This is a genomic window from Brevibacillus sp. AG (assembly GCF_028369215.1).
Taxonomy (GTDB): domain Bacteria; phylum Bacillota; class Bacilli; order Brevibacillales; family Brevibacillaceae; genus Brevibacillus; species Brevibacillus porteri.
In genome coordinates, this window is the sequence record NZ_JAQMYO010000001.1 from 374,953 (window position 1) to 400,586 (window position 25,634).

Here is a 25,634-nt window from a genome sequence, read left to right on the forward strand (position 1 = left end):
AAAGTATCGCCTTTTCCCCCTAATCTACTTCACATAAAAATCTGATTAGTCGGCAGCTCTCTAATTCTTTCATTTGTACGTTGTTTATTATCTCATTCGCAGCTAAACGGCTGATAATAGGAGCTAGTGTAACAGCTGAATGCATAACGGTCAGATAAAGACCCTTTATTTCGTCATGAAATCCAACAATAGGGTAACCGTCTTCAGGCATGGGTCTCAAGCCTACCTGGATGCTTTCCAGCTCCAATTTCTCTCCGCCTTTTAGATTGTGCCGTAGAATTTCAAACGCCCGCTTTCCAACTGCCTCGGGTCCATTTTGTTCAGACTCATCGATATAATCTTCCGCTGCTAGTAACAGATCATCGGTTAGTTGTCTCACTTCAAACTTAGAATTTGAAACTAAGGTGCGGATCAACTTTTCTTTGGATTTCATTCGGATCAGTATAGAAGGTGAAGAAGAGACAGGAACATCAAAGCCTAATGGCTTACAGAGTTCGGGTATAGCTGCGCCAGTGGCTACTACAATAACATCTGCTTCTAGAAAACCATTGGAGGTGTTTACCCCAACAACCTTAAAACCCTCTGTGATTATTTGCATCGCCTTTGTATCAAACAGTACGCTCGCTCCATTTTCTTCTGCTCTTTTCACCAAAAGTTTTGCAGTCAAAATTGGATCTAGTGCGCCTTCTTCGTACGCATAATAAGCTTCCTCGGGGTATTCCTTTAGATTCGGTTCTAATTCTATGATTTGCTGCCGATTTAATGGTTGTTTACGAGACTCCTCATAATCTATAGGGACTTCCCAAGTCAGTGCTCCATCCCATTTTATTTCTAGATCAGGTATCTCTTTTTTTAATTCATGATATTCGCCTATCGATGCATCATACAAATGTCGAAAATTTTCTGATACCTGATACGATGAATGAATCCAACCGAAAGACTTATTAGTGGCTTCACATGCAGCAGTTGAATTCGTCTCTATTAAAGTGACATTCTGATTCTGCTTTGATAAGTAGTAGGCCATGGATGTACCAACAATACCTGCACCAACCACTACAATTTTTTGATTCTTCTTCATGAGCGCTCCCTCCTGACAACATCCCCTAAGCAAATTCTACCCCTAGGAATATCTCAAGTCTTTTTGATAGGAAGATGAGTTTTATTAAGGATACCCCGTGATCAGGTTCTTTGCTCATACAGCTTAACGATTTCGATGATGGTGTTTACAGCGTGCATCATGTTGTCAACGGAAACATACTCGAACCGCCCGTGGTAGTTTTCCCCGCCTGTAAAAATATTCGGTGTTGGCAAACCCATGTAGGATAGCTGGGAGCCATCTGTACCACCGCGTATCGGCTGAATAATCGGCACGATTCCGAGGTTTTCTAGTGCTTGTGTAGCGATGTCCACTACTTCCATTACAGGCTCAATCTTTTCCCGCATATTGAAGTATTCGTCTTTGATTTCGAGCTCAATTCGCTTCTCTCCGTATTTTTTTTGTAGTTCTTCTACGATACGAGCTAGTTGGGACTTTCTCGCCTGAAACCGATTACGATCGTGGTCCCGGATCAAATACCGCAGCTGAGTTTGCTCGACGTCACCTTGTATGGAAGACAGATGATAGAAGCCTTCGTAGCCTTCCGTCTCCTCAGGAGTTTCATTAATCGGCAGTCTTCCATGCAGCTCCATGGCTATTTTAGCAGCGTTAACCATTTTACCTTTGGCCGAGCCAGGGTGAACGTTCTTTCCTTTGCAAGTAATGATAGCTGATGCAGCGTTAAAGCTCTCGTACTCGATCCCGCCAAGAGGACCGCCATCCATCGTATAGGCATATACTGCGTCGAAGGCGGACACATCAAACTTGTCTGGGCCTCTGCCGATTTCCTCGTCCGGAGTGAAAGCTACTCTCACTTTCCCGTGTTTTAGTTCTGGATGTCGAATCAGATAAGCCATAGCGGTCATGATTTCGGCAATACCGGCTTTATCGTCAGCGCCAAGTAATGTGGTACCGTCTGTCGTTATTAACGTGTGCCCTTTGTAGCCAGTCAGCTCTGAAAAATCGCGCGGCGAAAGGACAATAGTAAGTGCTTCATTCAAGACTATGTCTTGTCCATTATAATTTTCGATGACTTGCGGCTTCACGCCAGCGCCGGTAAAATCGGTGGCTGTATCCATATGAGCAAGAAAACCGATTGTTGGAATCTCTTTGTCTGTATTGGATGGTAGGGTTGCCATTACATAGCCGTTCGAATCCATCGTCACTTCCTGCATACCTATGGCTTGCAGCTCGTCCACGAGCATTTGGGCCAACACTAGCTGCCCTGGTGTTGAGGGGCAAGTTTCGCTGTTCTCATCGGATTGTGTATCAACTTGTGCGTAAGAGATGAATCTATTTATGATCTCCGTTTTCATGGTTTATCTCAGCTCCAATACAATTCGTCAAACCTATTCAAGAAAGAGGCCATCTCGTTACAAATTCTACCACGATCCTCATCGATTCTTCAATCCGTACGCCATATTGACGTGCTGCCACCTGGTTATATAACTGTAAAGTGATGAAACCAACGAAGTAATCTCCATTTTCATAAAAATTGATTTTGGACTGACTTTGAATAATAAAACAGCGGCGACCCATGACCTGAAAATACAGTCTTTGGCTCACCGCTGTGATGATTGAAATAGCTAACCTCGTTCGTTGAAGAAGTGACATACGATCCTGAATATTACTTCCCATTCAAATGATAGATGAGTTGCACAACGCCAGAGGAGAAAGTTTTTGTATTCACCAAACTCAAATTCACCCTCTGCTTTATATCCATAAACAGCGGTTTTCCTTCTCCCAAAATAACAGGGTGAACAGATAATCGAAATTCATCTACAAGCTCTAAATGGATAAAAGTTGTAATAAGACTAGCTCCACCATATAGCCAGATGTCTTTACCAGGCTTATTCTTTAATTGATTGACTACTTCAAGAATATGATCGTTGATGAATATTGCTTTATGATCAGTCCCTTTTTGTGTCTTGGAAAACACATATTTTTCTTTACTATGAACCAATCCCCAAATCTCTTTTTCCGTATCCGTATGTTCCATTTCTGGCGAAAATTGTCCCCATAAATCATAACTTTTTCTTCCATATAGAATCGTGTCAATTTGATGTAAGAAATGAACAAACCCCATTTCAGCGTCCATTATGCACCAATCAACTTCCCCATTTTTCCCTTCAATAAAACCATCTAAGGTAACGGCTAGATCTAAAATGATTCTTCGTTTCATAAATAGTTACTCCTTTCGTTGATCATCTACTTCCATTTTAGACCTTTAAATATGTCACCTTGTGTCTTATTTGTAACAGAAGGGTTTATCACTATGGGGCGTTCTCATGTCCATGCATCGGGCAACAAATGTCCTTCTGCTACCAGCTTTGAGTTGCCTTCCAAGTAAACGGATTCGGCAGCATAATCTGTGAGATGGTAAGAAATTTTAAGTGGTCCCCCTCGAGTAAGCACGTTCACAGAGGTGTCTACATGTCCTAAAATACCGGCAATGATTGCTGCAGCAGTCGATCCGGAACCGCACGCGTAGGTCTCTGCCTCTACTCCGCGCTCATAGGTTCTGATGCTAAGCGTTTGCCTATCAATCAGTTCCACAAAATTTACATTAGTACCATTGGGAAACTGCTGCTGATCATTTCTGACCATTCGTCCCCATTCTCTGAGCTGGTCGTCCGCTATCGCGATAACATTTTCGACAAACCATACCGTGTGGGGAACTCCGACAACACCGTAGTGGTAGACGCCGCTCGGTCCGTCCCACTTATATGGTTGATTCAGCTTCAGCGCTTGCAATTGAACGTCGGGGAACTTGACATTTACGCCGTTCTGATTGAGATCTGCCTGATAGATGCCGGCCATCGTTTCGAAACTCATCTTCGTCTTGGCTGCCCCGATGTGGTACGCAAAGCGCGACATGCACCTTGCACCGTTACCGCACATTTCTCCTTCACTGCCATCAGCGTTAAAATACCTCATCTTAAAATCGGCGATGTTGGAGTTCTCCAGCAGCATGAACCCATCCGCACCGATTGAAGTGCCTCGCCTGCATACATTTTGGACAAAGGCTGAAAGCGCAACCTCGTTCAACAGGCCATCGCGATTGTCTACTACAATAAAGTCGTTGCCACAGCCATTCATTTTTTTAAACGGGATCCCAAGATCAAACATTTCTCTCCTCCTTTTATCCGATGTACCGTGCAAACTAAAGGTTCCAGAATTATGGAGCAGTCACCTTGCTTTAAGAAGGATCGATTGCGGGAAATGATTGATAGAGATGACAAGCGACCGATTGCCCTTCTATTTCACTCAGCTTTGGCAACTCGACTTTGCATATTTCCATGCTGGACCGGCAGCGCGGATGGAATTTACATCCCTTCGGCGGATTAGACGGAGACGGGAGATCTCCGGACAACACAATTTGCTCTCGCGTATCATCAGGATCGGTAATGGGTTTGGCTGAAAGCAATGCTTGTGTATAGGGATGCAGCGGTCGTCCAAACAGCTTCTCTTTCTCAGCATACTCGATGATTTCACCTAAATACATGACCGCCACTTTATCGGCAATGTGCTCAACTACGCTCAAATCATGTGAAATGAAGACATAGGTCAAAGAAAATTGTTCTTGCAAATCCTGCAGCAAATTAAGAATTTGCGATTGAATCGACACATCAAGTGCGGAGACAGGCTCATCTGCGATAATCAGCTTTGGCCGAAGAATCAGGGCGCGGGCGATGCCAATTCGTTGTCTTTGCCCTCCGGAAAATTCGTGAGGATAGCGAGATAGATGCTGCTTGCTCATGCCGACAATCTCAATCGTTTCTTCCAGTAGCGCTTGTCTCTGCTCTCGAGGAATACCGTGCGAAATCAGCGGCTCTGTCAAGATGTGCCCGATCGTTAGTTTCGGGTTCAATGTTTCAAATGGATTTTGAAAAACCATTTGCATATTTCGCCTTACTGCACGCATTTCGTTTTTGTTCATTTTTCCTATTTCTTTACCTTGGAAACGAATTTCGCCTTGGACCGGCTCCAGCAAACGCAGAATACATTTTCCCAATGTAGACTTTCCGCAGCCTGACTCCCCGACAATCCCCAGCGTTTCTCCTTCATAGACGCTCACATCAATCCCGTTTAAAGCATGAACATCATGCGGTTGTTGAAACCACCCTTTTTTCATGCGAAACAGCTTGCGCAGCCCTTTCACTTCCAGGATTGGAGTCGTCATCCACCTACCACCGAGCTTTCCTGTTCATGATCCTTGTCTTGGGTAAATAACCAGCATCGACAAGAAGAATGCTGATCCACTGGAAGGAGCACAGGATTTCGCTCCCAACATATCGCCATCGCTCTATCGCATCGCGGGGCAAACCGGCACCCATTTGGTTTGTTTTCCGGTGACGGCACACTGCCTTTTATGCTGTGAAGCCTCTTTGTGCGTTGCCTTGGTGTCGATTGGAGCAAACCTACGGTGTATGGGTGCTTCGGATTGCGCAGCAACGACCGTACGTCGGCTGTTTCAATCGCTTGTCCCGCATACATCACTATGACGCGGTCGCACACTTCAGCTACCACCCCTAAATCATGCGTAATCATGATCACTGACATGCCGATGTCCCTTCTGATTTTTTTGATCAGATTCAAGATTTGCGCTTGAATTGTCACATCCAATGCGGTCGTCGGTTCATCAGCGATCAGTAATGACGGATTACATGCGATCGCCATGGCAATCATCACCCGCTGCCTCATTCCTCCTGACAAACGGTGCGGGTAATCCCTGTAAATCTCTTCCGCTCGGGAGATGCCCACCACGGTAAGCAAATCCAGTACCCGTTGCTTTACCGCCGCTTTGCTTTCATCCTCATGCTCGTGCAGTACTTCACTGATTTGTCGGCCGATCGTCAACACCGGATTTAACGAATGCATCGGTTCCTGAAAAATCATCGCCATTTCCTTGCCTCTGAGACTTCGCATCTCCGCTTCACTCAGCGCAAGCACTTCTTTCCCGTTGAATCGGATGCTACCAGTCAAAGTGGCATTATCGTCCAACAGTCGCATGAGCGAGAGCGAAGTGACGCTCTTGCCGCACCCCGACTCTCCGACAATTCCCAGCGTCTCCCCTTTTTTCACATATAAATCAAGCTGATCAACAACCGTAACCGTACCCGACTCTTTCGAGAACCGGGTTGTCAGCCCTGTCACTTCCAATACATTGTCCATAAATGGAGTCCCCCTCTCCAATCCGCTTATTGCCCATTTACTTTTGCGTACGAGGATCAAAAATATCACGCAAGGCATCTCCCAGCCGGTTTACTGCCAACACGACAATGGTGATGGCCAATCCTGGGTATGTCGCAAGCCACCAGGCATCGGACAAATAATCTTTTCCTTCATTCAACATGGTCCCCCATTCGGGAGTCGGCGGCTGCGCGCCCAAGCCGATAAAGCCCAATGCAGCCGTATCGAGAATCGCTCCCCCGACGAACAGTGTCATGTAAACGAACAATACATTCGTAATATTGGGGAGAACCTGGAAAAGAATGATCCACCAGCTCGGCGTCCCGATCGATCTGCTGGCTTCCACATATCCAGACGACATGATGACGAGCGTCGCTGCCCTGATCAGACGCGCAAAGCTGGGAATCGAAGAAATGCCGATTGCGATCATCGCATTGGTTTGACTCGGTCCAAGCGCCGCGACAATGGCCAAGGCCAAAATGATCCCCGGCAAGGCGAGCAAAATATCCATAATCCGCATGAGCAGGTGATCAATAAATCCTCCCATATACGCACTGATGACACCAATCATCGTTCCTGCCGATACGGTGATGCCGACCGCCATGACAGCAACCACAAGCGTTACGCGCGTTCCGTATAAAATACGGGAAAACAAATCGCGGCCGATCGCATCCGTTCCGAGAACATGCTTGGCAGACGGGCCTTGCAAAAAGGCTTCGTAATTACTTTCAGTAGGGTCATAAGGAGCGATCCAAGGCCCGACGATGCCGATCGCAGAAATGAGTAAAAGCACCACCAAGCTTAGTTTTGCTGCTCGCTGTTTCTTGATTTTTTCCCAAAAGGCAAGCTTGGGGAAAATCGGGGAATTGGCATGCGTCGCCCCATGTGCGACAGTTTTGCTCACCTCATTCAAGTTACCGCCCCTCCTTTTCCGTAATGAGGTCGACACGCGGATCAATCAAACCATAGAGGAGGTCGACCATCATATTTACCACGACATAGACGAAGCCCATAAGCAGCACAATGCCCTGAATCATCGGAAAATCACGGGCTGAAATCGCACGGATAGCCAATGTGCCGATACCAGGCCAGTTGAACACTTGTTCGATGATAACCGCCCCACCCAGCAGAGTCGCGATTTGCAAGCCTACCACCGTAACAACAGGAATCATGACATTGCACAAGGCGTGTCGAAATAGGATTATCGACTCCCTCAATCCCTTGGCCCGTGCCGTTCGAATGTAATCATGGGAAAGCACTTCGACCATACCTGAACGCGTCAGTCGGCTGATCATCGCGGAAGACAAAACGCCCAAGGTACAAGCAGGCAAAACAAGATCCTTCCATCCCGTACCGCCCGCGATGGGAAACCAGCCTAATTGAACGGAAAATAACATGATTACGATTAACCCCAGCCAGAAGCTCGGCAGCGATAATCCGATCGAAGCTGCTGCCATCAGCATAAAGTCCAAGAGCGTATTTTTGTATTTCGCAGCGATTATTCCCATCGTTAAGCCAATCACGACCGCGATGCCAATCCCAGCGAAGGCTAGCTTGGCCGTTGCCGGAAACCGTTCCATTATTTCCACGATGACAGGTCTTTCTGTTTGTAAGGAAGTCCCGAAATCCCCTTGGATGACTTTTTCCATGTAGGTCAGGTACTGATGAGGAAGGGGCTGATTTAGCCCCATTTGCTCACGTAACTGTTCCACTTGTGCTTTTGTAGCCTTTTCCCCTAACATGATCCGTACCGGATCTCCAGGAATAAAATGAACGAGCGCAAACGAAAAGATGGAAATGCCGAGGAGGACAATCACTCCTGATAGCATCCGATTCAACAAATACTGTTTCATGATTCGTTCACTCCTCTCTTCCAAGAATGCGTATTCATTGCTTACGGCTAAACTCGCTTGGGAATTTGGCGATAGGAGCCCATCATGCGAATTACCGTTTGACTTCCGTCTCGTATAAAGCGTACGGTTTGATCCGAACCTTCAACGTTCGCGAGAAAAACGTCTTCGTCGATAGCTTTTAAAGAGAATGAATCCGAATGATCGACCGTTACGATCAGAGTACCTGCATCCACGCTTACCTGAAGATGAATTCCTTCCATAGATCCGTACTCGCCCGCATATTCAAGCAGACGATCTGTCGGGAGGTCATATTCCTTATACGTGACATGCGTTGATTTCGCAGGACGATTCTCGATGCAGTGATACGTGCCATGTGCCAATGCGGCAGCCGGCGAACCGCTGAGATTGGTGAGCGCCACGGCAGCCAACCCGTTCTCGGGGATGATGCTCATGTAGGCTTGGATCCCTTTCTCTCTGCCGCTATGACCCAGCATCACAGCTCCGTAGAAATTGGGTGTAATCGCTACACCATACCCGTAATATTGGTGTTGTTCGCATCGGAAATAAGGGGTGGTCATCTGCTGCACACTTTCCGTGCGAAGAATTCGTTCCTTGCCAATCAAACCTTTCGTGCGAAACAGCTCGGTGTATCTCATCATGTCGGTGAGCGTTGATTTTAATCCGCCGGATGATTGAAACGGCGGTGTCTCAAATAGCGGTGTCCTATCCTCGTACCCGTGCAACTCTTCCAAAGAAAAGCAACTATGCTGCATTCCCGCTGGTTGGAGAATATGCTCCTTCACATACGTCGAATATGGCTTGCCGCTTGCCCGCTCAACAATTGCTCCCAGTAGCGTATAGCAATCATTGGAATAACTGAACTCCGTTCCTGGTGCGCCCAATAAAGTAAATTCCAATTGTGCCATATAGGTCATTAATTCCTCATAGGTGTTCATCCCACGTTTGAGTGCTTCATCGACGCAAGATAATGGCGGCAAACCGGAGGAATGGGTTAGAAAGTTGTGAATGGTGATTGCTTCCGTTCCACTTCCCGTTTTTACATGAAACTCTGGCAAAAAACGGGAAACAGGATCGGCAACCGTTAGTTTTCCGGCTTCCTGTAGCTGCATGATCGCAATAGCGGTGAACGATTTCGTAATCGAAGCGATTCCGAACAAAGTATCAACTGTCGCTACCTGGTCTTGCTCGGTATCACGATAGCCGAAGCCTTTGGCATAAACGAGCTGTCCGTTTTTGGCCACTCCAATTGCAGCTCCAGGCACCTTGCTTCCCATCATTGTTTCCCGGACAAACTCCTCATAACTCACGATCCATTCCTGATTGTTCATGACCTGTTCTCCTTGTTTTTTGTTTCCTCGTTTACTTAACCCACACGTCCTGATACAATTTCAGTCCGGATGGATCAAGCTTCAGTCCCTGAACACGGTTGTTTACTACGACAAACCGTTTTTCCGTGTAAATGGGAATCCAAAACGCCTCCTCCACAGCGCGCTTCTGAAGATCTTCATAAATTTTCGCTCTATCGTCGCTCTTCATCGTCACCTGTCCCTTTTCCAGCAAGGAATCGATCGTTTTGTCATGGATGGCTGAACGATTCATCCCACCGATCTGAGTTGAATGCATGAACGGAAACAAGATATCAGGGTCATCAGCGACGTATCCATCCAGCGCCAAGTCAAATGTGCCGGCAGCAGTTAACTGGTCGACTGCGCTGCCTTCCAGAGTAATGATTTTCACGTCTACCCCAATCGCTTTGAACATTCCTTGCATCAACTGGGCAGGTTGAGACCATACTTCCATACTCAACAATTCGAGATGAAGCGGTTTTCCTGCTTTCTCCCTTATCCCTTGTGCATTCAGTTTCCATCCGGCTTCTTCCAGGAGCTTCACCGCTTCCTCGGGGTTGTATTTGTATGCATATTGGCCAATGGATTGATCGTATCCGAACAAATTTGCTGGTAGCGGACCATCTGCAACAATTCCTTCGCCTTGCAGATGCGACTGCACGATAGCCTCTTTCTTTACTGCCATTTGCAACGCTTTGCGTACATTTTTATCTTGTAAAATCTCGTTATTCAAGTTCAGCTCGACAAACAGCCCCAAGCCGCGCTTTGTCTGCTCAAGTACCGTAAAACGATTGTTGTTCTTGAATTTCTTCGCGTCTTTCGCAGGCAGATCAGCGATATCGATGGTTCCACTCTCCAAAGCAGCGACAGCCGTTTGCGGATTTCGAATCAATTTCAGAACTAATTTGTCTGGCCTTGGTGGTCCTTGATTTTTAAAGAAGGGCGTTGCCCAGCGATACGCATCATTTTGAATCAGCGTGATAGAGTCTCCTGATTTCCAGCTATCTATCTTCCATGGACCGACACCGACCGGATTCCTTCCGTATTGATCCCCAAACTTTTGCACCGCGTCCACCGAGAGCGGCTGCATCCAGCTCGCGGAAGTGAAATAGGTGAGGAGCGTGGCAGATGGTTCATTCAACTCCAAAATAAGGGTCTGATCATCTGGTGTTTTGATCGATTTGATGATGCCAAGAACCATCCCTACGCCTTTCGGAGCGATTTCCGGAGACATGGCCCGCTCAAACGTTCGCTTGTACGCCTGTGCAGTAAGCAGTGTCCCATCATGAAAGGTCACGCCTTGGCGAATGCGAAATGTCCATGTCTTCCCATCTTCCGAAATGGAGTACGATTCGGCCAGATGGGGCTTGACCTCATTTGTTTGGGGATCTCTGTAAAGGAGAGCCCCCCCTAGATTGAGCGCGACCCCCTCCGTGCTTAACGCTGTCGATTTGTGGACATCCAGTGTATCTGGTTCACTGCCGATCGCAACGGTGATCGTACCGCCCTTTTTCTCGGATATATTGGCATCTTTTTTTCCTTCATCCGTATCTGGTTTCGTGGCAAGCGTCCCGCAGCCGACCACGCTTGCCAACAATACGAAACAGGAAAGGACAATGCTCACAAACGTGGTGGTTTCCCGCTTTCTTATCCCCATGAATGACACCACTCTCCCTTGTTTGGGACATATCCTTGCCTCCTACGATCTGAGCCAATCAACCGTTTTTTGATCCAGCTTTTTGACGAGAGCGGTCAGCAATTTCACCGTATTTTCCACATCATCATGATGAAGAATGGAAGCGTGACTGTGAATGTAGCGCGCAGGGATTGCAATAACAACTGATGGTGCCCCTTTGCCAACCATATGTGCAGCTCCTGCGTCCGTACCCGCACCTGCAATAGCACCATATTGATACGGGATGCCTTCCTCTTCAGCCGTATCAAATAACAGTTCCCGCAATTTCCGATTGGGCACGAGCGAGCCGTCGAATAGACCAATTGTAGGCCCGCCACCGCACTTGATATCAGGCAAATTAGGAGAGTCGGCGCTTCCTGGCGTGTCAAACGTTATCCCCGTCTCCAATGCAATGAATATATCTGGCTGCACCATATACGTGCTCGTGAATGCACCACGGCATCCCACTTCTTCTTGTGCAGTAGCGCCGCTAAATACGATGTTGAGGTGATCCGTTTCTTGTAACTGTTTCATTACTTCAATGGCTGTCAGGCAACCGCCGCGATTATCGAGCGCTTTTGCCATATACATCTTGTCATTCGCCATCACCGTGAAAGGGCAGATCGGCACAATCGGATCACCTGGGCGAATTCCCAGCTCCTTTGCCTGTTCTGCACTGGATGCTCCGATATCGATGAACATCCGCTCGATTTCAACCACTTTCTTTCGTTCTTCCGAAGACAGCAGATGCGGCGGTTTTGACCCGATTACGCCGACAATATCCCCTTTGCATGTTTTAATGTTCACGCGCTGTGCTAGCATCACCTGCGACCACCAGCCACCAAGCGGCTGGAAGGCAATGAATCCATCCTTCATGACACGCGTTACCATGAACCCCACTTCATCCATATGTCCCATCATCATGATTTTGGGTCCATTGGCCAGGCCTGTTTTCCGCCCGATTATGCTTCCCAGATTATCTGTGAACACTTCTTCTGTAAGCGGTTCCAAGTACGTGTGCATTAATTCTCGCACTTCCTGTTCTTGTCCGGGAACTCCGGAAGCCTCTGTCAGCTGTTTCAGTACCTTTACCCAACTATTCATCCCTATTATCTTCCTCTCCATTTGCATGTTATCTCCAGCTATCATCCATGCGATCATAGGAACCGATGCGAAGATCTGCTTTTTCGTTCGCCAGTACATGCTTGGCTATACGCTCAGATGGGGTACGAGGCAATTCACTTCGGTATTCCCAATATCGTGGAACCTTGTAGTAAGCAAGATGCTCGGCGCAATAAGAGATCAACTCATGAGGAGGCACTGTTTGGCCCGCTTTCACTACCACGTATGCCTTGATTTCTTCCCCACGTATTTCATCTTTCACTGGAAGACAGGCAGCATATTGCACGGCCGGATGCATTTTCATGACTTCCTCAACCTCAGCAGCCGAAATATTTTCCCCGCTCCGGCGAATCATCTCCTTTTTTCTACCGACATAATAGATGTATCCGCCTTCGTCCATTCGGACCAAATCTCCGGTGTGGAACCAGCCGCCCTGAAAGGCAGCGCAAGTCGCATCAGGATCTTTATAGTAGCCATCCATCATCCCCAAGCCCCGTAGGAGGAGCTCGCCAACCTCGCCTCTCGAAACGGGTCGGTTGTGAATATCAACGATGCGGACGGTCCGGTCTTTATCCGGTTTTCCGATGCAGCCTGTTCCGAGCAATCGGTCATGATCGTGTGGTTTTACCGAAATATCTCCACCTGTCTCTGTCATGCCAAAAACCTCATACCATGGCGCGCCCCATCGCTCTTCCAATTCGCGGTGCAGATGCGGGGGAATGGCCGAGCAAAAGATGGTGCGAACGTTATTTTCCCTGTCTAAGGGCGAGCGTGGTGTTTTGACCATTAGCGTGGGCATGATCCCCAGGCAGTAGAAAAAGGTAACGCCATATTGCCGTACTTTCTTCCAAAATGTAGAAGGATGAAATCGATCGAGAACCACAAGCTTTGCCCCCACAGCGATCGCACCCAGCAAATTCCATTGCGGGTCCATATAGTAAAAGGGCTGCGCCGTTAACAGTACATCTGAAGTGGTCAAATTGGGATGCTGCTCGATCATCTTTTTTGCTATGGTGAGCCAATATTCATGGGAAAGCATACACCCCTTGGGGAAGCCTGTCGTGCCGGATGTATATTGGATGTTGACTAAAGTTTCAGGAAAAACGGTAAGCGCTGTTGGTGTCGTGGGCGCTGTTTCACACATCGTTCTGAAATCGACAGCGTTGGGATCGTCTGATTGGTCTACTGAGAGGATTGTTTTGAGGGTTTCTAAGGAAGGTCTGATCTTCTGTAGCAGGGATAAAAACTCCCGTGAAGTTACGATAACGATTGCTTCGGAGTGGTGGAGGATATACTGTGCATCGTACTCTTTGTAATTTACATTTATCGGCACGATAGTCGCGCCCAGTTTTGCCAACGCCAGCCAAGTAAGCGGGAATTCCGGCTGGTTCCTCAGCATGACGGCTACCCGATCCCCATAGCCTACGCCCAGCACTTGGAGCATGTTGGCGATCTGGTTGGAACGGTCTTCTATCTCCTTAAATGATAGTTGTTCATTCCATTCATCAAAGACAAGCCCGATTTTTTCTCCCCATCGTTTGGCCGCCCGCGCCGTCAAAGACTTGATTTCTTGCAAGTCCAAAAGGTTTCAGCCCTCCTTCTTTATACCGATCCTTTTTTTCGGAACCCTTCAGCCGCCTGCTTGGATTCGATCGTTTGCACGGTTGCCAGCGCATGCTCGATCTCCAATTCAAAAGCTGCCTCCAGATCGCATTGTGCCCCGCGATTTAGCGCAAATTTGGCTTTTGCAAGCGCTACTTGCGGGAGCTCAGCTAATCGTTTCGCCCACTTGTCAGCTTCTTCAGCTAACACTTTATGATCCACTACCTTGTTGATGAGTCCTAGATGCAGTGCTTGCGATGCACCAAACCTTTCGCCCGAAAACAGCAATTCTTTCGCCCGGACCAGTCCGATCGCGATGGGAAGGATATGCGAGATTCCTCCAGTAACACTAAGTCCGACACTCACTTCCGGAAAGCCGAATTCGGCATCTTGAGCGGCGATGATCAAATCGCATCCGAGTGCAAACTCACACCCTGCTCCTAATGCATAACCATGGACCGCAGCGATCACCGGAAAAGGAACGCGCTGAATCTTTCGTGTTATATCCTGAATTTTCTGTAGATTAAGGCGTATCTCAGCCTCATTTGCAGGCTTTTCTTCATGACGCAAATCATGTCCTGCACAAAAAGCATTCCCGCGGCCAGCCAGTATTGCTGCCCTTACTCCTTCCCGTTCCAACTTATCGAGCGATCCATACAGCTCCTCTACCAATTGTGGAATCACCGCATTTAACCGCTCGGGGCGATTCAGGTGAATCCAGCCTATCTCTTGATGGATCTCACACTCTACCACCGCCTTACGTGTTGTCATTCTTTTTTACCTCCGCCTTTATTTTGGAAAACAATGCTCTTGCATTCGAACCGAGTACCTTCTCTAGCACCTCGGGCTTTATGCTTAATTCCTTCCATTCTGCAATCGCGCGTTTCAGAGGAAATACAGGCCAGTCTGTTGCAAAGAGGATTTGATCTTGCAAGAGGTTGTTTACTAACCTGTACATCATCTCCCACCCTGCTCCTTGCACCCCCAAATACCTTGGAGAAAGCCCGCCCAAATCCATCAGAACATTGGGGTGCTTGCGCGCTACGGCAACCATTTCAGGCACCCAGGGCCACCCCCCATGACACGCGATCAATGTTAATTCTGGGAAATCACAGGCGACTTGATCTAGCAACAGCGGGTGTTCATTCCGGATTGGATGAATCATCGAATAATTAATTCCCGTATGAATGGCAACTGCCAAGCCTAACTCGGCAGCCTTTGCGTATACGGGATATAATTTGCGATCATCGATCGGCATCTCAAAAAATGCAGGCTGGATGTTTACTCCCAGAAAGCCCAGCTCTCTGATGCGGCTCACTTGTTGGACAGCGCGCATCGGTCTCAAATGCTCCATTGAAATCGTACCGAATCCTGAGAAGAGTTCAGGGTGAGCGGATATGACTTTTGCCAATGCTTCATTCAGCGCATCCCCATCCTCGCCGAATTCGTATTCTGCATGCATAATGGCATGATGTACTCCTGATTCTTTCATTTCTTGAATCAAATCGTCGAGCGTTTTCGCGATAGTCGATCTTACTTGTAACACCGCATCATATTGAGCGACGTACTCATTTCGCATTTCACCGATGCGTGCCTCACGGAACTGCTGTGGCAAGCGGACACGGGCATCAAGAATGTTCATGCGCAGCAGCCCCCAGCCATGGTTTCATAAAAAAACGAGCAGGTTCAGGCAGATCCAAATCAGAGACAGTCAGTTGCTGACCGTTTCGCTTTGCCTGAACGAGTGCAAGCGCCATATCGGAAAAATTCAAGCTGATTTCTTCCAATGAATTTGGGCCATTGGGTGAGTACCAATGGGCGACACCCGTGCACATTTGAAGCAAAGCCAGGACGGCAAGCTTTGTATTTTCTATCGTAAATACGCCCCCCTCTAATCCGCCCGTTAAAATACGCTGCCATAGCAGCTCATATTCACTGCGCAACCTGACAATTTCTACGCGCGTATTTCCTGTCAGCGCACGGAACTCGGTATCTACTACTAACGCTGTTAGCTTGTCAATGGCATGGCTGGTAACATGAAGCTGTACAAACGCTGCCAATTGTTGTTCAGGCGCTTCAAGCTCAGCGAGCACTTCCTTTGCATTTCCAAGTAGGGTCTGTAACCCTTCTTGCATGATGGCAACGAGCAGATCCTCTTTTGTTTTCATGTAATGATAGAGGGTGGAAGAGGTTACCTCTGCTTCTAGAGCGATATCACGTATGCTGGTTGCTTCAAATCCTTTTCTTGCGAATAGTCGTAATGCTGCTTGAAATATTTTTTCTTTCGTCAAAAAAGCGCGCTCCTTTCTACTGATGATTGCAGAAAACTCGAGTCGATCGATCGATCGATAGGTTGCTTGTAATCACCACTTTACTAACCACCTGGTTTAATGTCAAGATTATTTGTTATTTTCTGATATTTTCTTTGACATAACAAAAATCTCCTCCGGTTTCCCATGAGGAGATCTGAATTCGTTATGCCATAGCAGCTTTTTCATTGGGCTCCCATACATTACGAAAGTAGATTAGATGCATTACTTTAAATATCTTCCCGTGATCGACTGTTCCGCATGGATGATCTGCGGAGGCGTGCCCTCGAAGACCACCTGACCGCCGTTGCTGCCTCCGTCCGGTCCCATATCGATAATCCAATCCGCTTGGCTGATCACATCGAGGTTGTGCTCGATGACGATTACCGTATTGCCTGTATCCACGAGGCGGTTCATGATCTCCAGAAGGTGACCGATATCTGACATATGTAGGCCAGTTGTCGGCTCGTCCATCACGTAGATGCTGCCCTTCTTGTGCAGCTCGCTTGCTAGTTTGATGCGCTGGCATTCCCCGCCGGAGAGCGTGCTAAGTGGCTGGCCGAGTGTAATATAGTTTAGCCCCACATCACTCATCGCCTGGAGCTTGCGCACAACTTCTTTTAGCTCAAAAAATTCCAATGCCTGCTCCACCGTCATCTCCAGCACTTCTGCAATTGACTTGCCGTTCAGCTTGTATGCGAGCACCTCTTCCTTGAACCGTCTTCCTCCGCAGACTTCGCACGGCAGCTTGACGCTTTCGAGGAATGCAAGGTCTGTATACACAACACCTAGACCTTGGCAGTTCTCGCAAGCCCCCTTGGAGTTGAAGCTGAACAAGCCTTGGTTGACCTTGTTCGCGGAAGCAAAGGCCTTGCGCACATCATCCATGATCCCTGTGTAGGTCGCGGGATTCGAGCGTGTTGACACGCCTACCGCCGATTGGTCGATGACGATCGCATCCGAATGGTTGCTGAGGAATACTTCGTTTATCAGCGTACTCTTACCTGAGCCGGCGACACCCGTAACTACGGTCAGCACTCCGGTTGGAATATCAACACTCACGTTCCGCAGGTTGTGCAGTGTAGCATCCACAATGGATAACTTGCCGGACGGCTTCCTGGAATCTTGCTTCAGTTGGATCGGCCGCTTCATATGGGTACCTGTCAGTGTCCCTGACTCCAGCAGTCCTCCAAAGCTGCCTTCATACACGATGGTACCGCCGTGACTACCGGCGTGAGGCCCGACGTCGACGATATGATCTGCCACCTTGATCACATCAGGATCATGCTCGACGACAATGACGGTATTGCCCTTGTCGCGCAGCTTCTGAAGCAATTCATTTAACCGGTGTACATCACGGGGATGTAAACCAACGCTGGGCTCATCAAAAATGTAAGTAACATCCACCAGACTGCCGCTCAGATGCTTCACCATCTTGACACGCTGCGACTCGCCGCCGGACAAGGTATCCGTCTCACGATCCAGCGTCAAGTAGTCTAGTCCGATATCCACTAGATGCTGCAACCGTTCCGTCAACGACTTGACCATCGGTGCGGCGACCGAATCGTCAATCTCCTGAATGACGCGGATGAGCCGACCGACCTCCATGGAAGACATCTCTGCAATGTTGAGGCCATTGATTTTGCAGTTAAGTGCGGCCTGATTGAGTCTCGCACCATGACAGCTGGAGCAAGAACCTTCGGAGATGAACGGCGCAACCGCTTTTTGTGTACGCTCAGATTTCGTCTTTAGATCCTGCTTGATGTATTTGTTGGTGAACTTCTCCATGACGCCTTCTACTGTAATATTCACGGCTTTCCCGGCGAATTGCATCTCCACTTTCCTCGCCTTGGCGTACAACAGCTGCTCTAGCTCCTCATCCGAATAATCGCTCAGCTTCTTGTCAGGATCGAAGCCCGTCTGCACGAGCATATTCCATTCCATGCCGTCTACCTTATAGTCCGGCAGCATGATTGCCCCTTCATTCAACGACTTTGACATGTCCAGCGCCTTGCTCATGTCAACGCTCAGACTGCGACCGATCCCGTTGCATTCGGGACACATGCCTTGGGGGTCATTAAAGGAGAACATATGCGCTTGTCCAACATTGGGCTGACCTATTCGGGAGAAGAGCAGGCGAAGAATGGGAGAAATATCGGTAATTGTGCCCATCGTGGAATGGGAGCCGCCCCCCAGTCGCTTCTGGTCCACGATAACCGCCATACTCAGGTTCTCGATCGCGTCCGTATCCGGCTGCGGATAGCGGGGCAAGAAATTGCGCACGAACATGCTGAAGTTCTCATTCAGCAATCGCGTGGATTCTGCGGCGATCGTATCGAAGACGATCGATGACTTGCCGGAGCCAGATACACCGGTGAAGATCGTAATCTTCCGCTTGGGAATGCGTAAGGATACGTTCTTGAGATTGTTTTCCCTCGCACCGGAGATTACGATATACTCCTGATTAGATTCGCTCATGCCAAACATCCTTCCGATAGTATTCATTTCTACTTATATTTACATTGTACCATTCAGAAGGATATCTTCGCTTCTGGCAGTTCTCGCTTACAACCAAGCACTCCGCCTACCTATTATTTCCAATGGACAGCCGTTACTTTCACCAAAGCGCCCGCAAGGTAAGTATTATCCTCTAAGCATCAAGGCACAGACAAGTTCACCTTGTAGCATTCCCTTTCCTCCAGGTGGAATCTTGATCAAGCAATCGGAATCTTTAATGGATACCGTAACGCTTGATTGATCCATCCCAACAGGTTTTACGAACACCTTGCCATCGATTACATAAGACTTTCCGCGAACATACCGAGGATACGCATTTACCTTTGTAAAGTCTTCGCCTAGAAAAGCAGTAAAGTCTCTCATGTATCTATTTTGAATACCCTGCATACCCAAAATCACAGGACGAACGAAGAGCTCAAAACCAACAAAGCATGCTCCCGGATTGCCTGACAAAGCAAACAAAAATTGATCATTCCAAACCCCTGCGGATGTAGGACTTCCAGGTCGCATCGCTACTTTGTTAAACAGGACCTTCCCTTTCCATTTTTCAAAAATATCTACGAGAATGTCGTAGTCGCCTACCGATACTCCACCTGTTGTGATCACGAAATCTGCAACGGAAAATGCTTCAAGAATACGAGTTTGTGCCTGATCCGCTTCGTCTGGGATGGAACCCATCAGTAATGGAATCCCTCCTGCCCCCCGAATAAGTGCCGCCAGCATGTAAGAGTTACTGTTTCGAATTTTACCTGCGCAAAGTGGCGCATCTACAGGTAAAAGCTCTGAACCTGTTGCAAAAATTGCGATGGTTGGGCGCTTATATACTTTGACGCGGGAGAAACCGAATGTAGCCAACAATGCGGTCTCACCAGCGAGGATTTCTGTACCTTTTTGCAGAACACAATGGCCCATTGTGATTTCGTGGCCAATCGGAGTCAGGTTCTGCCCAGGATGGACTTCTTTTTTAATGGAAATGTATGTTTTGCCCTGCTCCTCAAGGTCGTCTGTCATTTCCAGCATGATGACTGCGTCTGCATTTTCAGGTACCATGGCTCCCGTCATGACTCGGGAGGCCGTTCTTTGCGATAATTCTTTTGTAGGTAGAGCTCCACACGGAATATTGTCGATCACTTCCAAAAGGACAGGAGATTCAGATGATGTCCCTCGAGTAGAACTGGACATGATCGCAAAACCATCCATCCCGGAACGCCGGAAATGAGGCATATTGTCTGGCGCAATGATATCCTCCGCCAACGTACGACTGTAGGCATTTTCCAATGAGACTTCTTCCACATCCAGACGGTTCAGATGTTGCTCAATTCTGCGCTGTGCTTCCACAACTTGAACCGCATTTCGATGAAATCGATTCACGCAATCTACTCTATCCATGTCGTTTACACTACCCTCCAATTTGAGACATGCGCCTACCTGTTGGTACATGCGACTGACTCTCATCAACTAAAGCTTTGGCCATTTCGTGATTCAGTGGTTTGATATGCAATGCTCGAAAAAAGAGGTCGCGTACCGCTTCATCATCTCCAATGCACTTACGAACATTAAACTCATCCGACCAATATAGGCATGGCTTTATATTTCCATCCGCTGTCAAACGAAGCCGATTACAAGTTTCGCAGAAATGATCGCTCACGGGATGAATAAGCCCAAAACTCCCCTTGGCGCCTTCTATCCGAAACGTTTGTGCAGGTCCGTTGCCTCGCACTTCATGACTCTCAGCCACTTTCCAGCCCAAATGATGACAGCGTTCCAATACGGTGGACAATGGCAGATAGGATTGCTTCCATCTCATGTCGTTGTGGCCGATGGGCATGTACTCTATAAATCGAACTTGTAAATGACTATCGATCGTAAGCTGAAGAAAATCTTCTATTTCATCATCGTTGATCCCCTTCATAAGGACGACGTTCAACTTAATTGGATCTATCCCTACTTGTTGGCATGCAGCTATGCTATCCAGAACTCGATGGACATCTCCACCGCGGGTAATCAACGAGAAACGATCCGCTTTCAATGTATCCAGACTGATATTCACACGGTTCAAGCCGGCTTCTTTTAATTGTTGGGCCTTTCTCGCCAAGAAAATCCCATTGGTAGTCAAAGCGATATCTTCGATTCCTGGAATTCCCGCTATCGCGGATACCAAATGTTCAATGCCTTTGCGGACCAATGGTTCTCCACCTGTCAGCCTTACTTTTTTGACCCCCATTTCGGCCAAAACCCTCACAACCTCGGTTATTTCGTTCAAAGACAAGATATTTTCATCAGGTTCAAATTCCATCCCATCAGCAGGCATGCAGTAAACACACCGCAAGTTGCAACGATCCGTTACCGATATGCGTAGATAGTCATGGACACGACCAAAAGCGTCCACCAATTCACTTGGAATCACTGGACTTCCCCCTTTCAACCTCTGCAATTCGTTCGGGCCACGTGTACACATTAAACTTCTGATTTCGAATAAAACCAACCGTGGAAATGCCAAGATCCTGCTCCAGACGAAGAGCCAATTCAGTAGGAGCTGACTTCGAGCGGTGATTCTGTCACGATGGAATCTTCCACTTCCTTCAAAGTACCATATTCATCATGCAGGACATGTGATAAAACGCACACCGGTTGAATCACGAGAGTTTTTCTCCTTCCCTCCCATCCTGATCAAGAAATTGATCTATCTAAAACATAGACGGTCATGGCAATATCCTCTTCAATGCTAATATCTGAAAAAATCCGCAAGACCTTTGCGTGGATGATATCTTCGAGTTTTGATACTACCTCAGGGTCGTTATAAATGTTCTTCACGAGCTTCGTGCGTGCATCGTGTACCATTCGTTTGCCTTCATCAGACAGAATCATAAATTTTTCAACATTTGTCAGGTTCCCTTTCATCTCACAGATCACCCATGGACCACAAAAACGTGTAACGATTTCTTTCGGACCGTTACCGACGTATTCTTTTCGTATCTCACGAACTAGCATGCTGAATTGATGTTCGAGGTTTTTCGTCATTCGATGCTCTCCTTTCATTCCCCTTGTTTGTTCTTACGAGGAGCCAACAATAGGTAACAAATGACCAGGATAAGTATCACTAGCGATAGGATCAGATTATTCATAGCGTCATCACGATTGACGATGATAAAACGTATCGTGCCGGTAATGCCGATATAGATGAGGTAACGCAGCGGAAAGTGATACTCTTCCTTGAAATATTTGACGATCATAGAAACAAAAACAAAGTACAGGAAAAAGGCTAAGACTTCCTCCAAAATATCATGAACGTTAGTATTTCCAAGAATTGCAGCTGTCACAATGAAATACAGTTCGCGTACAAGATAAAAGCTCAAGACAAGTCCCAGAATGATGAGTGAAGTATTTAACATCCGTTGATAGAAGTGCACGATTGATGTCTCTTTCATCATTCTTTTAAGCCCTCTCCTAATCCTTTCAGCAGGTTTATACCAAAACCCATCGCCCGATTGATGTCTGGATCACGCAGAGCTTTCATCAAATCGAAGACACCAACCTTTTTTCCAGAGCGAAGAGCATCATCGGCCCTTTGTAGACCCTTTGTAACACCGCCCATCAGCTTTTTTGTCATATCAGGATCTAGCTCTGTTAACCCACCTGCGGCAACCATCGCATTGTTGATCAGTGTAGTGACAGGAGGACGTACCATTTGCCCTACGACAATTTTGGCAATATCCTCCTTCGCCTCTACGGCGGCGTTGAGTGCTCCAAGAATTCCACTTTCATGGAGTTCCTGGAGCAGCTTGATCGTTGCCTGGATCCCTTCCGGATTTTTGGCGAGCGCTTGTATGACACTTTCTACCGATTGATCTTGTTTTTCTCTTTCAGTAAGAACAGGTTCTGCCACTTTTGAAATCGGTCTTGCCATTATTTTTTACCTCCCACCATGTTTACATCTGCAATCGGTTCGTAATCGTCTCTCGCCCATTTGCGCTCTACCTGGACACCCATCTGAGGGTTTCGCTTCGCATAGCGGGGATTGTACATGGGCAGTGGAGTCATTCCTTTTTCTTTGAGAAACTCCATACGTACCTTTGCTTGCTTGTAGGCAGGGGTTTGCGTGCGAACGTCCCCGACGCTGCCGGTTAAAAGGTTAATGGCATTTTCATGGCTAACAGAGTGCATAGGTACATACAATTCTTTACCGCTGACTCGATCTGTCACGAGAACACGAAGCTTAATGGCTCCGTATGGAGAGACGAGCCGAACCAACGAACCGTCTTTTAGCCCCCGCTCGCGGGCAAGCTCAGGGGAAACCTCCACAAATACTTCCGGTAGCTTATATTGGATGCCTTTTGATTTATTCGTCATATTTCCTTCATGGAAATGCTCCAGTAGTCGTCCATTATTTAAAGTAAGATCAAATTCCGATGGATACTCCATAGGCGGAACATATTCAACGAGCGAAAGTCTTGCTTTTCCGTCTGGGAAGTTGAATTGATCTTTGTACAGAAGCGGCTCGTGGGTACCATCTTGTTGCACTGGCCAAAGCAAGCTGCTCCATCCTTCCAAACGATCGTAAGAGACTCCAGCATAAATCGGTGCCAGGCTCGCAATTTCGTCCATGATCTCTCCTGGGTGTTGGTAACTCCAGTTTGCGCCCATTCGTTGTGCGATTAGTTGGATGATCGACCAGTCAGGTTTTGATTCTCCCAGTGGTTCCATTACTTGATACAACCGTTGGATACGTCTTTCCGTATTCACAAAGGTACCCTCTTTTTCCAGGGATGGAGACGCAGGTAAAACGACATCGGCAAATTGAGCCGTCTTGGTCAGGAATATGTCTTGTACGACAAAGAAATCAAGCTTGCTGAGCGTATCATGCACATGGTTGGCGTTGGAATCGACCCAAGCCATGTCTTCCCCCATCAGGTACATGGCTTTCAGTTCGCCTTTCTCCACCGCTTCCAGCATTTCAATATTGGTTAAGCCTGATTTGTTCGAGATCGTTACGCCATACGCCTTTTCAAATTTGGCCCTCGCCTGATCATCCGTAATTGGCTGATACCCTGGCAGCCAGGTAGGGAGTGTCCCCATGTCGCAAGCGCCTTGTACGTTGTTGTGTCCACGCAATGGATAGGCTCCTGCACCTGGTCGACCGTAGTTTCCTGTTACCAGCAAGAGATTAGAGATAGCGGCTGACGTATGCGAACCCGCGATATTCTGCGTCACACCCATTCCCCACAAAATGCAAGTACCATCTGCTTCGCGAATCATTGTGGCTGTTTCAATCAACTGTTCTTTTGTCAGCCCGGCTACTTCCACAGCATACTCCAGCGTGTATTTTTCAAGCATTTTCCGATAAGAATCAAAATCGTTTACCCGGTTTTGGAGAAAGGCTTCGTCATGCCAGCCTTGATCGATGATGTACTTCGCAACTGCCGTCAGCCAGACAAAATCGGTCCCTTGTTTTGGATGCAGGTACAGATCGGAACGTTCGGCCATTTCATGCTTGCGCAGATCTGAGACAATCAGTTTTTGACCGTATAATTTCTGTGCCCGTTTCACGCGGGTTGCCAAGACGGGATGACCCTCTGTTGGATTCGCACCGACGATGATGACTAATCCGGCACTTGCGATATCTTGAATGGTACCCGAGTCACCACCGTATCCTACCGTTGCAAGCAACCCATCGGTGGCAGGTGACTGGCAGTACCTGGAGCAGTTGTCAATATTGTTTGATTCAAATACCTGCCGCGCCAGTTTTTGCATGAGGTAGGCATCTTCATTGGTCGTTTTGGATGAGCTTACAAATCCAAGCGCGTTGCCTCCGTAGTTTTGCTTGATGGAACCCATTCGCTCGGCGATCAGTGCAAGCGCCTCATCCCACGTAGCTGGCACAAATGCGTCTCCCTTTCGAATCAAAGGTGTAGTCAAACGTTGATCACTGTTAACAAAATCCCAACCGAACTTCCCTTTTACACAAGTAGAGACACTGTTGACCGGAGAATCTTCCGTTGGTTCTACTTTTAGAATGTGGCGGCCTTTAGTCCATACCTCAAATGAACAACCTACCCCACAGAACGTACATACGGTTTTCGTTTTCTTGGTCCTTGTTTCCCGCATCGCCGCCTCTACTTCAGAGATAGCAAAAATGCTGCTGTAGCCAGGCTCGACTTCTTTAATGAGATCGACCATCGGATTCAACAGGTCTTTTTTCATCCCTGATAGAAAGCCAGCTTCGCCGAGCATGGATTTCTCCATCAGTGCATTGCACGGACAAACTGTCACACACTGACCACATGACACACAAGATGATTCATTAATCGATTTATTATCATCCCAGATCACTCTAGGAATCTCTCGTTCCCAATCGATGGTGAGCGTTTCATTTACCTGTAAATCCTGACAAACCTCCGTGCAACGGCCACAGAGAATGCATTGATCGGGATCATAGCGATAAAAGGGATGCGACATATCCACTTCTTCCTTTTTTTCTCGGAACGGGCGTGTTTGGTGCTCAATTTCGAGCAGCTCTGCCGTATTGTGAACCCGACAATTTCCGTTGTTGTTGTCGCAGACGGTACAATACAGCATGTGGTTTTCCAATATCCGGTCCATTGCTTCTGTCTGTGCACCTTTTGCCCGTTCGGAGGATGTAAGGATATGCATCCCTTCCTCGATAGGAGTCGAGCATGCCCGCATCATTTTCCCGTCAATTTCACACATGCATGTATCACAAGTTTGAATGGGCCCTAATATGGGTGAGTAGCAAATGTGAGGATGCTCTATTTCCTTTTGCAGTAAATAATCTAGGATACGGGTTCCTTCCTCCGCTTCATGCTTCACTCCATTTAGTTCAAAGCTAATTTTTTGCATCTTCTCTAAAACCTCCAAGAAAATAATAAAAGCCCACCATCA

Annotated in this window: 22 protein-coding genes and 1 pseudogene; all 23 read right to left on the reverse strand. The window is 47.6% G+C overall.

The features are described 5' to 3' along the window. Positions 1–19: 19 nt before the first annotated feature. Positions 20–1,078 (reverse strand): NAD(P)/FAD-dependent oxidoreductase, encoded by a 1,059-nt coding sequence (locus POF51_RS01680; protein WP_271753472.1) that lies wholly within the window; start codon positions 1,076–1,078, stop codon positions 20–22. 101 nt (positions 1,079–1,179) lie between these two features. Beyond that, positions 1,180–2,412: a peptidase T gene (gene pepT, locus POF51_RS01685; RefSeq protein WP_271753474.1), complete on the reverse strand. Its 1,233-nt coding sequence runs from the start codon at positions 2,410–2,412 to the stop codon at positions 1,180–1,182. Positions 2,413–2,723: 311 nt separating this feature from the next. Then, positions 2,724–3,278, reverse strand: coding sequence for a dihydrofolate reductase family protein (locus POF51_RS01690; RefSeq protein ID WP_271753480.1), 555 nt, complete (start codon positions 3,276–3,278; stop codon positions 2,724–2,726). Between the two features lie 104 nt (positions 3,279–3,382). Further along, complete coding sequence (gene dapF / locus POF51_RS01695) at positions 3,383–4,225, reverse strand: diaminopimelate epimerase (RefSeq protein WP_271753482.1); 843 nt, start codon at positions 4,223–4,225, stop codon at positions 3,383–3,385. 70 nt (positions 4,226–4,295) lie between these two features. Then, on the reverse strand, positions 4,296–5,279 hold the full coding sequence (locus tag POF51_RS01700) for an ABC transporter ATP-binding protein (protein WP_069844982.1): 984 nt from the start codon (positions 5,277–5,279) through the stop codon (positions 4,296–4,298). Continuing rightward, a complete protein-coding gene (locus POF51_RS01705; RefSeq protein ID WP_069844983.1) occupies positions 5,276–6,271 on the reverse strand; it encodes an ABC transporter ATP-binding protein in 996 nt (331 codons plus the stop codon). The genes POF51_RS01700 and POF51_RS01705 overlap by 4 nt, the downstream gene beginning before the upstream one ends. A 37-nt stretch (positions 6,272–6,308) precedes the next feature. Beyond that, positions 6,309–7,202, reverse strand: coding sequence for an ABC transporter permease (locus POF51_RS01710; RefSeq protein WP_106834591.1), 894 nt, complete (start codon positions 7,200–7,202; stop codon positions 6,309–6,311). 1 nt (position 7,203) lies between these two features. Beyond that, the gene (gene nikB, locus POF51_RS01715) at positions 7,204–8,142 is read right to left on the reverse strand and encodes a nickel ABC transporter permease (protein WP_271753486.1); all 939 of its coding nucleotides are present in this window, start codon (positions 8,140–8,142) and stop codon (positions 7,204–7,206) included. A gap of 47 nt (positions 8,143–8,189) precedes the next feature. Continuing rightward, positions 8,190–9,491: a serine hydrolase domain-containing protein gene (locus POF51_RS01720; RefSeq protein WP_271753488.1), complete on the reverse strand. Its 1,302-nt coding sequence runs from the start codon at positions 9,489–9,491 to the stop codon at positions 8,190–8,192. A gap of 31 nt (positions 9,492–9,522) precedes the next feature. After that, positions 9,523–11,166 (reverse strand): ABC transporter substrate-binding protein, encoded by a 1,644-nt coding sequence (locus POF51_RS01725; protein ID WP_069844987.1) that lies wholly within the window; start codon positions 11,164–11,166, stop codon positions 9,523–9,525. A gap of 42 nt (positions 11,167–11,208) precedes the next feature. Next, positions 11,209–12,288 (reverse strand): M42 family metallopeptidase, encoded by a 1,080-nt coding sequence (locus tag POF51_RS01730; RefSeq protein ID WP_069844988.1) that lies wholly within the window; start codon positions 12,286–12,288, stop codon positions 11,209–11,211. Between the two features lie 28 nt (positions 12,289–12,316). Then, positions 12,317–13,888 (reverse strand): AMP-binding protein, encoded by a 1,572-nt coding sequence (locus POF51_RS01735; RefSeq protein ID WP_069844989.1) that lies wholly within the window; start codon positions 13,886–13,888, stop codon positions 12,317–12,319. Between the two features lie 20 nt (positions 13,889–13,908). Then, positions 13,909–14,679 (reverse strand): enoyl-CoA hydratase/isomerase family protein, encoded by a 771-nt coding sequence (locus POF51_RS01740; protein WP_069844990.1) that lies wholly within the window; start codon positions 14,677–14,679, stop codon positions 13,909–13,911. After that, positions 14,666–15,550 carry an amidohydrolase family protein gene (locus POF51_RS01745; RefSeq protein ID WP_069844991.1) on the reverse strand — a complete coding sequence of 295 codons (885 nt, stop codon included), beginning with the start codon at positions 15,548–15,550 and terminating at the stop codon, positions 14,666–14,668. Before POF51_RS01745 ends, POF51_RS01740 begins: the two co-directional genes overlap by 14 nt. Next, complete coding sequence (locus POF51_RS01750) at positions 15,537–16,199, reverse strand: TetR/AcrR family transcriptional regulator (protein WP_069844992.1); 663 nt, start codon at positions 16,197–16,199, stop codon at positions 15,537–15,539. Before POF51_RS01750 ends, POF51_RS01745 begins: the two co-directional genes overlap by 14 nt. Before the next feature lie 243 nt (positions 16,200–16,442). Next, positions 16,443–18,695 carry an ATP-binding cassette domain-containing protein gene (locus tag POF51_RS01755; protein ID WP_069844993.1) on the reverse strand — a complete coding sequence of 751 codons (2,253 nt, stop codon included), beginning with the start codon at positions 18,693–18,695 and terminating at the stop codon, positions 16,443–16,445. Between the two features lie 165 nt (positions 18,696–18,860). Further along, positions 18,861–20,123, reverse strand: coding sequence for a molybdopterin molybdotransferase MoeA (locus POF51_RS01760; protein WP_334312657.1), 1,263 nt, complete (start codon positions 20,121–20,123; stop codon positions 18,861–18,863). A 10-nt stretch (positions 20,124–20,133) separates the two neighbouring features. Next, positions 20,134–21,141 carry a GTP 3',8-cyclase MoaA gene (moaA, locus tag POF51_RS01765; RefSeq protein WP_069844995.1) on the reverse strand — a complete coding sequence of 336 codons (1,008 nt, stop codon included), beginning with the start codon at positions 21,139–21,141 and terminating at the stop codon, positions 20,134–20,136. Next, positions 21,128–21,280, reverse strand: a pseudogene (locus POF51_RS01770) (formate dehydrogenase accessory sulfurtransferase FdhD); the annotation flags it as partial. The pseudogene POF51_RS01770 and the gene moaA, both read right to left, overlap by 14 nt. A gap of 124 nt (positions 21,281–21,404) precedes the next feature. Further along, entirely contained in the window at positions 21,405–21,755 is a 351-nt protein-coding gene (locus POF51_RS01775) for a DUF2294 domain-containing protein (protein ID WP_069844996.1), read from the reverse strand. A 14-nt stretch (positions 21,756–21,769) separates the two neighbouring features. After that, positions 21,770–22,165, reverse strand: coding sequence for a phosphate-starvation-inducible PsiE family protein (locus tag POF51_RS01780; protein WP_069844997.1), 396 nt, complete (start codon positions 22,163–22,165; stop codon positions 21,770–21,772). Beyond that, positions 22,162–22,641 carry a DUF1641 domain-containing protein gene (locus tag POF51_RS01785; RefSeq protein WP_069844998.1) on the reverse strand — a complete coding sequence of 160 codons (480 nt, stop codon included), beginning with the start codon at positions 22,639–22,641 and terminating at the stop codon, positions 22,162–22,164. Before POF51_RS01785 ends, POF51_RS01780 begins: the two co-directional genes overlap by 4 nt. Further along, positions 22,641–25,592, reverse strand: coding sequence for a formate dehydrogenase subunit alpha (fdhF, locus tag POF51_RS01790; RefSeq protein WP_069844999.1), 2,952 nt, complete (start codon positions 25,590–25,592; stop codon positions 22,641–22,643). Before fdhF ends, POF51_RS01785 begins: the two co-directional genes overlap by 1 nt. Positions 25,593–25,634 lie beyond the last annotated feature (42 nt).